The 13825-nt window shown below is 71.3% G+C and carries 13 protein-coding genes; 12 read left to right on the forward strand and 1 reads right to left on the reverse strand.

Annotation, left to right across the window (positions count from 1 at the left end; translation table 11 throughout):
• Window positions 1-199: hypothetical protein (locus HALOF300_RS27315; RefSeq protein WP_231955193.1), on the forward strand; the 199-nt coding region annotated here is incomplete at its 5' end.
• A 25-nt stretch (window positions 200-224) separates the two neighbouring features.
• Here the strand turns inward: HALOF300_RS27315 and HALOF300_RS09680 are convergent.
• Window positions 225-1193 (reverse strand): hypothetical protein, encoded by a 969-nt coding sequence (locus tag HALOF300_RS09680; protein WP_156740758.1) that lies wholly within the window; start codon window positions 1191-1193, stop codon window positions 225-227.
• A 296-nt stretch (window positions 1194-1489) separates the two neighbouring features.
• Between HALOF300_RS09680 and HALOF300_RS09685 the strand changes: the two genes are divergently transcribed.
• The 11 genes from HALOF300_RS09685 to HALOF300_RS09735 form a co-directional block, all read left to right on the forward strand.
• Window positions 1490-2605 (forward strand): enolase C-terminal domain-like protein, encoded by a 1116-nt coding sequence (locus HALOF300_RS09685; RefSeq protein WP_156740759.1) that lies wholly within the window; start codon window positions 1490-1492, stop codon window positions 2603-2605.
• 25 nt (window positions 2606-2630) lie between these two features.
• Entirely contained in the window at window positions 2631-3734 is a 1104-nt protein-coding gene (locus HALOF300_RS09690; protein ID WP_156740760.1) for a Gfo/Idh/MocA family protein, read from the forward strand.
• Window positions 3731-4591, forward strand: a complete 861-nt coding sequence (locus HALOF300_RS09695; protein WP_156740761.1) for a fumarylacetoacetate hydrolase family protein — start codon at window positions 3731-3733, stop codon at window positions 4589-4591. The genes HALOF300_RS09690 and HALOF300_RS09695 overlap by 4 nt, the downstream gene beginning before the upstream one ends.
• A gap of 71 nt (window positions 4592-4662) precedes the next feature.
• Window positions 4663-6093: a cysteine--tRNA ligase gene (gene cysS, locus HALOF300_RS09700; RefSeq protein ID WP_156740762.1), complete on the forward strand. Its 1431-nt coding sequence runs from the start codon at window positions 4663-4665 to the stop codon at window positions 6091-6093.
• Window positions 6083-7072 carry a 23S rRNA (guanosine(2251)-2'-O)-methyltransferase RlmB gene (gene rlmB, locus HALOF300_RS09705; RefSeq protein ID WP_156740763.1) on the forward strand — a complete coding sequence of 330 codons (990 nt, stop codon included), beginning with the start codon at window positions 6083-6085 and terminating at the stop codon, window positions 7070-7072. The genes cysS and rlmB overlap by 11 nt, the downstream gene beginning before the upstream one ends.
• Window positions 7073-7143: 71 nt before the next feature.
• A complete protein-coding gene (locus HALOF300_RS09710) occupies window positions 7144-8358 on the forward strand; it encodes a hypothetical protein (protein ID WP_156740764.1) in 1215 nt (404 codons plus the stop codon).
• Between the two features lie 226 nt (window positions 8359-8584).
• Window positions 8585-9610 (forward strand): LacI family DNA-binding transcriptional regulator, encoded by a 1026-nt coding sequence (locus HALOF300_RS09715; RefSeq protein ID WP_231955196.1) that lies wholly within the window; start codon window positions 8585-8587, stop codon window positions 9608-9610.
• Between the two features lie 146 nt (window positions 9611-9756).
• Window positions 9757-11112, forward strand: a complete 1356-nt coding sequence (locus HALOF300_RS09720; protein WP_156740765.1) for an ABC transporter substrate-binding protein — start codon at window positions 9757-9759, stop codon at window positions 11110-11112.
• Window positions 11113-11198: 86 nt separating this feature from the next.
• Window positions 11199-12158 carry a carbohydrate ABC transporter permease gene (locus HALOF300_RS09725; protein WP_156740766.1) on the forward strand — a complete coding sequence of 320 codons (960 nt, stop codon included), beginning with the start codon at window positions 11199-11201 and terminating at the stop codon, window positions 12156-12158.
• Window positions 12151-13101, forward strand: a complete 951-nt coding sequence (locus HALOF300_RS09730; RefSeq protein WP_408636797.1) for a carbohydrate ABC transporter permease — start codon at window positions 12151-12153, stop codon at window positions 13099-13101. Before HALOF300_RS09725 ends, HALOF300_RS09730 begins: the two co-directional genes overlap by 8 nt.
• Window positions 13102-13139: 38 nt before the next feature.
• The coding region (locus HALOF300_RS09735) for a Gfo/Idh/MocA family protein (protein WP_197522443.1) at window positions 13140-13825 on the forward strand (686 nt) is incomplete at its 3' end.

Genomic DNA, 13825 nt, shown 5'->3' on the forward strand with positions numbered 1-13825 from the left:
GCTGACGTCACCGACGATCACGGCGGAGCACGTGCTCGTCGTCGCCCCGGATCGCCTGGGCGCCGAACCTCGCGGCCGCCGGCCCGGGGGGCGGGGCGGGGGCTGCGGCCAGATCTGCCGCCAGATCTGCGGGAGGGGAACCTGGGAGGGCGCCAGAACGCCCGGGGTCCGGCCGATGGCCGACACCCGGGCGTTCTGAGTGGTGCTGGGGCGATGCTGGGAACTCAGAGGTTGGCGGGACCGTCCGCGGCAGCCTCTGCCTCGCTGGCAGCGCGACGCTCGGTGATGCTGTCGAGCAGGATCTGCTCGTTCGACACCTCGGCGCCGAACGTCCGAGCCTGCGGCTGTGAGGCCGGGGCCAGGTCGACGAACTGACCGGAGATCTCGCCGCGGACGCGGTTGTCGGCACCCGTGGGGGCCGGGTCGTTGCCCTCGCCACCGAGGTCACCGCGGATGATGGCCTCGTTCACGGCCACGCCGACGGTGTTGTTGGAGGCGGTGAGGCTGCCCCCGATGTAGGTGACGTCCTCGCAGACCGCGATGGACGAGCCGGTGCCCACCTGGACGCCACCGTTCTCGGTGTAGGTGACGTTGCCGTCAACCTCGGAGCCGCACAGCGTGGCACCCGCGACGTTGCCGGACACGGTCAGGTCCCGCAGCAGCGTGGAGTCGACCACATCGGCGTACTCGGTGCCGATGGCGGTCACCGGGCCACCGACCTGCGTGCTCTCCAGGTAGAGCGCACCCTGGACGGCCTCGACGCGACGGTCCACGTTCGCGCCGACGGCGTAGAAGAACGGGTTGGCGCTCTCACCGGCCTGGCCGACGTACGCGCCGGCCACGGTGGCGTCCTCCAGGTACACGCCGTACCCGTCGCGGTTGTTGATGTTGCCGCCGACCGAGGTGCCGACCGCGTCGAAGTAGCTGTCCGCGTTCAGGACCACGGCGCCGGTGATGGAGCCGTCGGTGATGATCAGGTTGGCGCCCGGCTGCAGGCGGACGGCGCCGTCGATCGTCGTGCCGGTGAGCACGCAGGTCTTGTCGGCGGGGACCACGAGGTCCCCGGGGACGGTGACGGCACCGGCCTCGCCGACGCACCGGGTGGTGAGGCCGGCCGACGCGGCGGTCGCGGTGAAGGCCAGGCCGGCGGCGGCGAGGGTGACGGATGCCAGGACGGCGGTGAGGCGTTTCATGGAGTCTCCTTGGTTCGTCGCACATCGCGCGTCGCCGAGCGATGCAATCTGATGAAGCAGTCGGGCGCTCCCTGCGCCGACACCATCCCGCTTGCTCGGATGTTGCCGAATGTGAGCCCGCCAGCAGGCTATTGGTTCGGCCGTGACGGTGGCTACGTTGCATCTCACGGTTCGGATGGGGTTCGGCAGAAGTTCGCCCGCCGTTACCGTGTCACAACTCGACCGGCGGTTCAAGGTGTCGAATCCATGTTCGTGTCATAGAACCGATCGCGTCGGGTGCGCTAGCGTCTGGTTCCATGCCGACGGCGCCCGGACCCACCGCGATCCCCGTGCGCTCGGTGACGGTCCGGACCGCGCCGTTCTCGGCCAACACATGGCTCGACTCGCAGCGGATCTCGACGCCGCTGGCACCGTTCCCCCGGTTCCGTGAGCGCCGTTCCTCCTGGCGAGGTCCGGGCTCCGACGTCGTCTGGGTGCACATCGCCACCGAGGACCCGGCGGTGTTCGGGATCGGCCAGGCACGTGGCGGCGCGGTGATCGCGGCGCTGCTCACCGAGCACCTGCGCGACCTGCTCGTCGGGCAGGACGTGCGCGAGGTCGCCCGGCTGACGGCGGAACTCGGCCGGGTGGCGCAGCCCTACGCGGCCGGTGGCGCCGTGGCCATGGCGACCTCCGCCGTCGACCTCGCGCTCTGGGACGCGGCAGCGCGGGCCGCCGGCGTGCCGCTGTACCGACTGCTGGGCGGCAGCCCTGGTGCGCTGCCGTACTACCTCACCGCCGCCGACGCGAGCGTGGACCTGCCCGCCGACCTGCTCCCCGGCGCGGCGTACGTCAAGGTCCCGATGCCGTACGGGCCCGCGGACGGTCCGACCAACGTGGCGCGCAACCTCGAGGTGCTGGCCGCCGTGCGCGAGCGGGTGCCGGCCGACGTCCAGCTCGCCGTCGACTGCTTCATGTCCTGGGACGTGCCGACCGCCGTCGCGTTCGCCCGCGCGGCCGCCGACCTCGGGCTCGGCTGGATCGAGGAGCCGCTCGCCCCGGACGACCTCGACGGGCACCAGGAGCTGCGCCGGGCGATCACCGGTGTCCGGGTGGCGTCCGGCGAGCACGCGTTCGGGCTGCGGGCCGGCCTCGACCTGCTGCGCACCCGCAGCGTCGACGTGCTCCAGACCGACGTCACCTGGTGCGGCGGCCTGCGGATCGCGCAGACGCTCGCGACCGTGGCAACGGCCCAGGGCGTGACGTTCGCGCCGCACGCCGCGGCCCTGCAGCCCTGGGCGCTGCACCTGCTGGCCGCCACCGGCCCGGGATGCCTCGCCGAGATCATGGTGGGCCTCGGCCCGGCCGCAGGCGTGCCGGCGCCCTCCGAGGGACCCGGCGTCGGCATCGACCCGGCAGACGCCGGATTCTGATGGCGCTCGCGGTGGGGGGCCGGCGATGACGGCGGTCGCAGCGACTCCCGTGCGGTTCGCTCTGGTCGGCGCGGGCTGGTGGGCGACGAACCATCATGTGCCTGCGCTCCTGGCGCATCCTGACGCCGAACTGGTCGCGGTCTGTGACCCGCATGCCGTGCGTGCGCGGGCGCTCGCGGCGCGCACCGGCGCCCGGGCCTACCCGGACCTGGCGACGGCGCTCGCGGACCCGGCCTGCGCCGTCGACGTGGTTCTCGTGGCGACACCCAACGCCCACCACCGCGAGCCGGTCCTGACCGCCCTCGCCGCGGGGCGGCACGTGCTCGTCGAGAAGCCGCTCGCGGTCACCTCGGCGGACGCGTTCGCGATGACGACGGCGGCCGAGCGGGCCGGTCTGCACCTGGCGGTCGGCCTGACGCACCAGTACAGCGACGCGGCAGCCTTCTCACGGCGTGCCGTTCGCGACGGCATCGGGCAGCTGCGGCAGGTGACCGCCGAGTTCTCGTCCTCGGCGGTCGCCCTGTTCGCGGCCGCGGGGTCGGACCCGGGCGATGACGCCCCCGAGCGGCGGCACCCGGGTGCCTATTCGGCCGCGAACGGTGGCGGCCACGCCACCACCCAGCTTGCCCACGTGCTCGGGCTGCTCTGCTGGTGCACCGGGCAGCAGGTCCGCAGGGTCGCCGCGTTCACCGACCAGCGACGCCTCGGGACCGATGTCGACGTGCAGGACGCGATGACGTTCACCCTCGAGCGGGGCGCGCTCGGGGTGGCCATCGGTACCGCGGCGACGCCCGACGGCGTGCCGCACCGTCAGCACATCCGCTACCTCGGCAGCAGCGGCGAGGTCAGCCACGACCTGCTGCGGGCCCGGGTGCGCTGGCAGCGGGAGGACGGCACGGCCGTCGAGTACGAGCCGGACCAGCACGAGAGCGCCTACCGGGCCGGCCGGCCGGTCGAGTCATTCATCGACCTGGTCCTGCGCCGTGGCGAGAACCTGGGCCCGTCTCGCCCAGCGGCCGCCGCCGTCGCCGCGGTCGAGGCGCTCCTAGACTCGGCCCGATCGGGGTCGGTCGTCGACGTCCCAGCCCTGCCCGAGCCCGGGCAAACCACGAGAGGCGAGAGTCAATGAAGCTGTTGCGAGTCGGAGAGTTCGGAGCGGAGCGGGCCGGTGTGCTCGTGGACGAGGGTCGCTATGTCGATGTCTCCGACGTCATCGGCGACGTGGACGCCGCGTTCTGGGCCGGCGGTGGCCCGGCCGCGCTGGCGCCGGTCGTGGCCGAGCGCGTGGCCGCGGGTCAGGTGACCGACCTCGGTGACCAACGACTCGGTGCCCCGATCGCCCGCCCGCACCAGATCCTGTGCATCGGCCTGAACTACGCCGACCACGCCGCGGAGTCCGGCGCCGCGGCCCCGGACGAGCCGGTGCTGTTCACGAAGTCCCCGAACACGCTCGTCGGCCCGAACGACACCGTGCACATCCCGCGCGGCTCGGAGAAGACGGACTGGGAGGTGGAGCTCGGCATCGTCATCGGCGCCCGCGCGCGCTACCTCGAGGACGAGGCCGCCGCCGAAGCGGTGATCGGCGGGTACCTCACGGCGCACGACGTGTCCGAGCGAGCCTTCCAGATCGAGCGCGGCGGGCAGTGGTCCAAGGGCAAGTCCGCCGAGACGTTCAACCCGGCCGGCCCCTACGTGGTCACCCCGGACGAGGTGGGCGACGTGCGCAACCTGCGCCTGTGGCTGACCGTGAACGGCGAGTCCAAGCAGGACGGCTCGACCAAGGACATGATCTTCTCGCCCACGTTCATCGTGCACTACCTGAGCCAGTTCATGGTGCTCGAACCGGGTGACCTCATCAACACCGGCACCCCCGCCGGCGTCGGCATGGGCAAGTCCCCGCAGCAGTGGCTCGCCCCCGGCGACGTGGTCGAGCTCGGCGTCGAGGGACTCGGCTCCCAGCGTCAGGACGTCATCGCCGCCCCCTGACCTCGGGCAACCCGCGGGGCCCCACCACCCCGCAGGTGCCCGGGCCGGCGTGTGGCCGATAAACTCCCGTAGTGACCATGCGCCTGTATGACTCCGCCACCCGTGAGGTGCGCGATTTCGTCCCACGTGAACCAGGACGGGTCGGCATCTACCTGTGTGGCGCCACGGTGCAGGGCGCGCCGCACATCGGGCACGTGCGCTCGGCCATCGCGTTCGACATCCTGGTCCGCTGGCTGAACCGCAACGGCCTGGACGTCACCCTGGTCCGCAACATCACCGACATCGACGACAAGATCCTCAACAAGTCCGCCGAGGCCGACGTGCCGTGGTGGGCCTGGGCGCACCGGTTCGAGCGGGAGTTCAACCGGGCCTACGAGATGCTCGGCGTCGCGCCGCCCACGTACGAGCCGCGGGCCACCGGGCACGTCACCGAGATGGTCGAGCTGATCGAGATGCTCGTCGAGCGCGGCCACGCCTACGTCGGCGACGCGGGCAGTGTGTACTTCGACGTGCGCTCCTGGGGCAAGTACGGCGAACTCACCCGGCAACTCCTGGAGAACCTCTCCACAGTGGAGGAGGAGGCCTCGGACAAACGCGACCCGCGGGACTTCGCGCTCTGGAAGGCCACCAAGAGCTCCGACCCGGACGGGGCCTCCTGGCCCACTCCGTGGGGCCGCGGCCGGCCCGGCTGGCACGTGGAGTGCTCGGCGATGGCGCACAAGTACCTGGGCGAGACCTTCGACATCCACGGCGGCGGCATCGACCTGCGCTTTCCCCACCACGAGAACGAGCAGGCCCAGTCGCGCGCCGCCGGGTGGGGATTCACGAACCTGTGGATGCACAACGCCTGGGTGACGGTCGGCGGGGAGAAGATGAGCAAGTCGCTCGGCAACTCCCTCACGGTGGACGCCGTGCTCGAACACGGCGAAGCCGTCGTGCTGCGTTACGCCCTCGGCGCGGTGCACTACCGGTCCACACTGGAGTTCTCGAACACCAGCCTCGACGAGTCCGGCGCCGCCTGGGAGCGGATCTCCGGGTTCGTGCAGCGCGCCGTGGAACTCGTCGGCGCGCTCACCCGTGAGGAGGTGGCCGGCACCGACGTGCCCGCGGCGTTCGCGGCCGCGATGGACGATGACCTGAACGTCTCCGCTGCGCTCGCGGTCGTGCACGAGCATGTGACCGCCGGCAACACGGCGCTCGCCGCGCAGGACCGAGCTCAGGTTCGCACCGCGCAGGCGCAGGTGCGGACGATGCTCGACGTGCTCGGGATCGACCCGTTGGCGCAGCCGTGGGTCGGTGGACGAGCCGCCGACGGCGCAGCGGAGCAGGCGCTCGGCGTCCTCGTGCAGGCGGTGCTCGCCGAGCGCGTCCAGGCGCGGGCCGAGAAGGATTGGGCGCGTGCGGACGCGTTGCGCGAACGACTGACGGCAGCGGGAATCGTTGTCGAGGACTCCCCGGGCGGCGCCCGGTGGAGCGTGAAGGGTGGCACAAGTGGCCGGTAATTCTCGACGTCAGGGAGCCGTGCGCAAGCCCGGCTCCAAGAAGGGCGCCCGGGTCGGTACCGGCGGCCACGGCCGCCAGGCCCTCGAGGCGCGTGGGCCCACCCCGAAGGCGGAGGACCGGCCCTACCACCCGGCCGCCAAGCGCAAGGCGGCCTCCGAGCGTGACGCCGCCAAGAGCGGGCGTGGCAGCGGGCCGAGCCGGTCGCAGGGCCGCTCCTCCGCGAAATCCCATGAATACGTCGGTGGCCGGAACTCGGTGGTCGAGGCCCTGCGCGCGGACATCCCGGTCTCCACGGTGTACCTGTCCCACCGGATCGACTCCGATGACCGGACCCGGGAGATCCTGCGCGAGGTGGCTGCCCGGTCCCTGCCGCTGTTGGAGGTCTCCAAGGCCGAGCTCGACCGGTTCACCGACGGTGGTGTGCACCAGGGCGTGGTCATCCAGGTTCCTGCGTACGCCTACGTCGAGCCCGAGGCGTTGCTCGACGTCGCCACCGGCAACGGGCACACCCCTCTGATCGTCGCACTCGACGGCATCACCGACCCCCGCAACCTCGGCGCGGCACTGCGTAGCGCCGGTGCGTTCGGCGTCGACGGGGTCGTGGTCCCGCAGCGGCGGGCCGCCGGGGTGACGGCGTCCGCGTGGAAGGTCTCCGCGGGCGCCGCGGCGAGAGTGCCGGTCGCGCGCGCCACGAACCTGGTCCGCGCCCTGGAGATGTACAAGCAGGCCGGCTGCTTCGTGGTCGGTCTCGACGGCGACGGTCCCACCGAGATCGGCGATCTGGAGCTCGCCGGCGATCCACTGGTCCTGGTCCTGGGCTCCGAGGGCAAGGGCCTGGGTCGCCTGGTCCGCGAGACCTGCGACCTGATCGTCTCGATCCCGATCGCTGCCGCGACCGAGTCCCTGAACGCGGGGACCGCCATCGGGATCGCCCTGTACGAGGTGGCTCGCAAGCGCCGCGACGCGGCGTCGGCCTGACCGGCCGGGGCCGATACCGACGGCCGGGTGTTGCGGGTGTCAGCACGCTCGGCGGTAGGTAGGGTCGAGACATGACGAGTACACCGACGTGGCGCCGCCGCTCCGGGATCGTCAGCGCGAGAACGCCCCACGCCGCCCGGGCCGGCGGCTTCCTGGACGGAGCCCAGGTCGTCGCGCTGATCGAGTCCGATCCCGAGGCCCCGTATGCCGTGGCCGTGACCATCGCCACCGATGCCGACGACCGGGTCGCCGTCGTCGACGAGGATGGCCAGCGGGTCGTGCCCGGCCCCGCGGTGGCTGAGTTGACCGAGGCACTCGCGCGTGAGTGCCAGGCCTACGTCGCGTTCGACGAGATCGGCTTCGACGCCACGCCCGAGCCGGGCGAGGGCCAGGAGGAGCCCGACGACGACCCGTTCGATCCCGAGATCGACGTCGTCTCCGCGCGGGTACCGGACCGGGCGGTGGTGCTCACCCCGGCGAGCCTGCCGCAACTGGAGTCGCTGGCCACCGCCGCCGGGGTGCGCCTGCACGCCGCCCCGCACGGCGACGACCGCCTGGTGCTGATCGAGAGCGGCGCAGTCCTCACCGAGCTGACCTGGGCGGCCGAGCACCTGCCTGCCGTGCTGCTCGAGCGCGGCGCGGTGTTCCCGTCGGTCGCGCTCATCGAGACACCGGAACGCGCGCAGCTGTTCACCTGGGACGCGGCGCTCGCCGCAGTGCCGACGGAGGACCGGGTCGCCGACCTGGTGGCCACCTTCATCGACGCCGAGCTCGGCGCCGGAGCCCTGGTGCGAGACCTGGCCGCGGTACGGCCGGACGCCGATCCGGCGGCCCTGCGCACGGCGCTGGAGCGGTCGTCCGACGGCGGACCGGCCGCGCTCGTGGCTGCACTCGGGCTACCGGATGCGATCACGGGGTTCCTCGCCCATGAGGTCGACGCGAACAGCCTGGACGACGTCGTCACGATCGACCCGGTGACGGTCACCGAGGCGATGCGCCGTGCCGCGCACGTCGCCGCGGACGAGGCCCGGGCCGGGGCTTACGCGCTCTATGAGAGCGCGGAGGAGGTGGGCCGGTCCTGGGTCCCGGCGGCCGCCGCGGGTGTCGAGCTGGGTATCGGGCTCGTGCTGCTGCGTCGTGCCGGGCGGTCGCGGCGAGCCGGTGGGCGCGCCACTGCGGGGGAGCGCGCGCTCGGGATCATCGGCATCGTGCTGCTCAGCGGCGCGCTGCTCAACGGTGCCGTGGCCACCCTGCCGCGGGTGCGCCAGTACCTCAAGTCGCGCTGACCGTCGACGCCGCGTCAGCGTGCGTTGACCGGCCCGTCGGCTCGCGCTGAGGGGCGGTTCGGGCGGACGGTCGGCGGTGAGCAGGGCCAGCGCGACCGGGAGCATCTCGCTTGGCCTGCGGTCGCAGGTCCGCCACCGGCCCGCGCCATCGGGCAGGCCTCGCACGCTGACGGTGGCATAGTTCCCCGTGGCGGGTTCCGTCCGGATCCGGCGAGCGGAGGTGAGCGTGAGCGTGCGCGCGGTGACGATGCGAGACGTGGCGCAGCGGGCCGGTGTCTCGCTCAAGACCGTCTCCAACGTCGTCAATGCCTATCCCCACGTGCGCCCCGAGATGCGGGACCGGGTCCTGAGGGTGATCGACGAGCTCGGGTACCAGATGAACTTCACCGCCCGGAACCTGAGTCTCGGCCGGACCGGAATGATCGCGCTCGCGGTCCCGGAGCTGCGCCTGGCCTACTTCGCCGAACTCGCCGACGCGGTCATAGCGGCGGCCGACCGGGTCGGTCTGACCGTGCTGATCGAGCAGACCGGTGGCACCAGGGCGGGGGAGCTCGAGGTACTGACGAGCCCGCGCCGCCGGATGACGGACGGGCTGCTCTACTCGCCGACGGCGTTGCGCTCCGCGGACGCCGGTGCACTCGACGTCGACTTCCCGATGGTGCTGCTCGGTGAGCGGGCACTGCGCCGCGGCGTCGACCACGTGGCGATGGCGAACGAGGCGGGGGCCTGGACGGTCACCGAGCATCTGCTCGACGGCGGCCGGCGCCGCATCGCGCTGATCGGTGGGCACGACTCGGAGTCCGGCGCCGGGAACCTTCGCGCGCGGGGCTTCCGCGCCGCGATGGCCGCCGCCGGGGTCGAGGTGGACCCGCGGCTGGTGGCGGGCGCCGAGCGCTGGAGCAGGCGAACCGGTGCCCGGGCCATGGCCGAGATCCTTGAGCGAGGGGTCACGCCGGACGCCGTCTTCGCGCTCAACGACGTGATGGCTCTCGGGGCGATGCGGGAACTGTTCGAGCGTGGCCTGTCCGTGCCCGGCGACGTGGCCGTCGCCGGGTTCGACAACATCGAGGAGGCGAGCTTCTCGCGCCCGAGCCTGACCACGATCGACCCGGGCCGGACCGAGATCGCAGGCACCGCCGTCGGGCTCCTCGCCGACCGGCTCGCCGGTCGCGGCGAGCGCGGCGGGGCCGCGGCGCACGAGATCGTCGCCGGGTTCCGCCTCGAGACGCGCGAGTCCACCGCCACCGGATGAGCCCAAGGGTCTTGACATCGGGCTGCGTCGCGGGGAGTCTTTACACCGGTGTAAACGGGCGGTGGGAGCCGTTCGTAGATCGAACATCCACACTCACTTCACAGCGGAAGCGAATCGGCGCGAGGGTGCGCCGGGAGGGATCGACCATGCGCAACATCGGATTCTCAGCGAGGCGCGAGCACGGCCGCGGTCGCGGCGTCGCGGCCATCGTCGGGGCCGGCCTGGTGCTCGCCCTGGCGGCCTGCGGGCAGGCGGACGACGGCGACACGGCCGCGGGCGACGGCGGCACCTCGGGCGAGGGTGAGGCGGTCACGATCCGCTTCGCCTGGTGGGGCAACGAGGACCGGGCCGCCATCACGAACGAGGCCGTGGCGCTCTTCGAGACGGCCAACCCGAATATCACCGTGGAGACCGAGTACGTGGACTTCAACGCGTACTTCGACAGGCTCGCGACCACGGTCGCCGCCGGCGACGCCCCGGACGTGATCACGATGGGCGGCGCGTACCCGCGCGAGTACGGCGACCGCGGCGCGCTCCTCGACCTCGCCGAGGTCGCCGAGTACCTGGACACCTCCACGCTCGACGCCGGCGCATTGTCCAACGGGTTCTTCTCGGACACCCAGTACGGGGTGCCGACCGGCGCGAACACCTACGGCGTCGTGATCAACCCGGCGATCTTCGAAGCGGCCGGGGTGGACCTACCGGACCAGGACTCGTGGACCTGGGACGACTTCGCGGAGATCGCGGCCGAGATCAGCGCGAACACCCCGGACGGCACCTACGGCGCTGCCGACCCGACGTCCGCCGAGGTGCTCGACCTCTACCTGAACCACCAGTCCGGGCACGGCCTGTACCTGGCGGACGGGTCACTCAACGCGACCCCGGAGCTGGTCGCCGACTGGTTCACCTACAGTTCCGGTCTGATGGAGTCGGGCGCGACGCCACCGGCCACGATCACCTCCGAGCTGACCACCCAGACCTCACCCGAACAGTCGCTGCTCGGGCAGGGGCTCGCCGCGATGTCCTTCGGGTGGTCGAACAACCTGGGCGCGTTCCGGGAGGCGTCCGGGCAGGACCTGATCCTGATCCGGGTGCCTGGTGACACCGGCCCGAACGGGTCCGCCATGTGGCAGCAGGCCTCGCAGCTGTACACGATCAACGCCGGGACCGAACACCCGGAGGCCGCCGCACAACTCGTCGACTTCCTCGTGAACAGCACCGACGCGGCCGACCTCATCGGTACCGACCGCGGGGTCCCGTCGAACGAGACGATCCGGGCGTACCTGTCCGAGCAGGGCCTCGAGCCGACCACCCAGGTGGAGTTCGACTTCCTCAGCCAGGTCAGCGAGTTCATCGACGGCGACTTCGTGATCGGGCCGACCGGCTCCACGGAGAGCGCCGGCATCCTGACCCGGCTGAACCAGGAGGTGCTGTTCGGCCAGACCAGCCCCGAGGATGCGGGTGTGGCGTTCGTGACCGAAGTGACCACGGCGATCTCCTGAGCAGCTGGGACGAGCGGCCGGGTGAGCGAGGGAGTTGAGCGCATGGGACCGGTATCGGCGACGCGCACCGGGGGAGGTGCACGAGCATGTCCGCACTCCGCGAGCTGAGCACGATGCGGCGTGAGTCCGGCCGCGGGCGGCCGGGGCCGCGGCGCCGCGGCCGCAGCGCCGCGCAGAAGGGGGACAACCGTGCCGCGGCGTTCTTCCTGGCCCCATGGTTCATCGGGCTGTTCGTGATCACCGCGGGCCCGCTCGTGGCATCGCTCTACCTGTCCTTCACCGACTACAACCTGCTACAGGACCCCAACTGGATCGGCGGGGAGAACTACGTCCGGATGTTCGCCGACGAGCGGCTGCTGAACTCGCTCGGGGTCACGTTCACCTACGTGCTGATCTCGGTCCCGCTGCAGCTCGCGGCGGCGCTGCTGCTGGCGATCGTGCTGGACCGGGGCCTGCGTGGCCTGGCGGTCTACCGGTCCGTGTTCTACCTGCCCTCACTGCTCGGCGGATCCGTTGCGATCGCGATCCTGTGGCGGCAGGTGTTCGGCACGAACGGACTGGTGAACGCCTTCCTCGCGCTCTTCGGCATCGAAGGTCAGGGCTGGGTGTCGCACCCGGACTACGCCCTCGGCACCCTGATGATCCTGAACGTCTGGACCTTCGGTGCGCCGATGGTGATCTTCCTGGCGGGCCTGCGGCAGATCCCGGAGACCTACTACGAGGCCGCCGCGATCGACGGAGCGTCCCGGTCCCGGCGGTTCCGCTCCATCACGCTGCCTCTGCTCACCCCGATCATCTTCTTCAACCTGGTGCTCCAGCTGATCGGCGCGTTCCAGTCGTTCACGCAGGCCTTCGTGGTCTCCGGCGGCACCGGCGGCCCGGCGGACTCGACCATGTTCTACACGCTCTATCTCTACCAGCGGGGGTTCGGCGCATTCGACATGGGTTACGCGTCCGCGATGGCCTGGCTGCTGCTGGTGATCATCGCCGGGATGACCGCCGTGAACTTCCTCGCGTCCAAGTACTGGGTGTTCTACGGTGACTGAGACCAGCGCGGGCGCTGCGGGCCCCCGGACCGACCCCCCGACCGTGCGCCGCCAGGGGCGCATCCTCACCGAGCTGGCGGCGCAGGCACCACCCACCCGGCGGCCGGTGCTGTGGCGGACCCGCCTTCGGTCGATCGTGCGCCACGTGCTGTTGATCGCGTTCGGTCTGGTGATGCTCTATCCGCTGCTGTGGATGGTGTCCAGCTCGATGAAGCCGAACGACATCATCTTCCGGGACCCGTCGCTGCTGCCCGCCGAGTGGGACCTGAGCAACTACACGGTCGGGTGGAATGCGCTGGCGCACCCTTTCACGCACTACCTCGCCAACTCCGCCGTGGTGGTGGCGGGGGCCGTGCTCGGGAACCTGATCTCCTGCTCGATGGCGGCGTATGCGTTCGCACGGCTGAACTTCACCGGCCGGCGGCTGTGGTTCGCGATCATGCTGATGTCGATCATGCTGCCGATCCACGTGGTGATCGTGCCGCAGTACGTCCTGTTCTCCGAGCTGGACTGGATCAACACGTTCCTGCCGCTGATCGTCCCGAAGTTCCTCGCCACCGACGCATTCTTCATCTTCCTGATGGTCCAGTTCTTCCGGGGCATCCCGAAGGAGCTGGATGAGGCGGCCCGCCTGGACGGCTGCGGCCACATCCGCATCTACGCCCGGATCATGATGCCGCTGTCCCTGCCGGCGCTGGCCACCACGGCGATCTTCACGTTCATCTGGACCTGGAACGACTTCTTCGGCCAGCTCATCTTCCTGACCAGCCCGGACATGTACACGGTCCCGGTGGCCCTACGCACGTTCGTGGACTCCACCGGGTCCTCGAACTGGGGTGCCCTGTTCGCCATGTCCATCGTCTCCCTGATCCCGGTCTTCGTCGTGTTCCTGTTCGGCCAGAAGTACCTGGTGAAGGGGATCGCCACGACCGGCATCAAGTAGCCCAAGGCCCAGCACCTGACGAGAAGAGAACGCCCACCATGACGAGGTACGCGATCATCGGGACCGGCTCGCGCGCGCGGATGTACATCGACGCACTGCTCGGCACCTTCGCCGACGCAGGTGAGTTGGTGGCCTGGTGCGAGCCGAACCCGGGTCGGCTGGACCGCTACGACGAACTGGTCGCGCGGGCCCGGCCGGGCGCACCGCTGCCGGCCCGGTACCTGCCTGCGGACATCGAGACGATGATCGCCACCGAGCGGGTCGACCGCGTCATCCTGACCAGCCCGGACCACACCCACGCGGACCTGGCCGCCCGCGCGTTGATGGCTGGGGCGGACGTCGTTGTGGAGAAGCCGCTGACAACCGACCTGCCCGGGTGTGAGCGGATCACCGCCGCCATCGCCGGTACCGGCAGGTCCCTCGTGCTGACCTTCAACTACCGCTACTCGCCGCGCAACGGCGCCCTGAAGGACGTCATCGCCTCCGGCCGGATCGGGACCGTCACGTCGGTGCACTTCGAATGGGCCCTCGACACGGCGCACGGCGCGGACTACTTCCGCCGCTGGCACCGCGACCGCGCGAACTCCGGCGGGCTGCTAGTGCACAAGGCCTCGCACCACTTCGATCTGGTCAACTGGTGGCTCGCGGACACCCCGGCCTGGGTGTTCGCGGCGGGCGACCTGCGCTTCTACGGTCGTGACAACGCGCTCGCCCGGGGCCTTCC

Origin of the sequence: Occultella aeris (assembly GCF_902703175.1) — a bacterium.
Taxonomy (GTDB): Bacteria; Actinomycetota; Actinomycetes; order Actinomycetales; family Beutenbergiaceae; genus Occultella; species Occultella aeris.

Excerpts from the sequence above, each read along its gene's own strand:
- HALOF300_RS09680 (WP_156740758.1), bottom strand. The coding sequence starts at position 1,193 with ATGAAACGCCTCACCGCCGTCCTGGCATCCGTCACCCTCGCCGCCGCC.
- HALOF300_RS09685 (WP_156740759.1), top strand. The coding sequence starts at position 1,490 with ATGCCGACGGCGCCCGGACCCACCGCGATCCCCGTGCGCTCGGTGACG.
- HALOF300_RS09690 (WP_156740760.1), top strand. The coding sequence starts at position 2,631 with ATGACGGCGGTCGCAGCGACTCCCGTGCGGTTCGCTCTGGTCGGCGCG.
- HALOF300_RS09695 (WP_156740761.1), top strand. The coding sequence starts at position 3,731 with ATGAAGCTGTTGCGAGTCGGAGAGTTCGGAGCGGAGCGGGCCGGTGTG.
- HALOF300_RS09710 (WP_156740764.1), top strand. The coding sequence starts at position 7,144 with ATGACGAGTACACCGACGTGGCGCCGCCGCTCCGGGATCGTCAGCGCG.
- HALOF300_RS09720 (WP_156740765.1), top strand. The coding sequence starts at position 9,757 with ATGCGCAACATCGGATTCTCAGCGAGGCGCGAGCACGGCCGCGGTCGC.
- HALOF300_RS09725 (WP_156740766.1), top strand. The coding sequence starts at position 11,199 with ATGTCCGCACTCCGCGAGCTGAGCACGATGCGGCGTGAGTCCGGCCGC.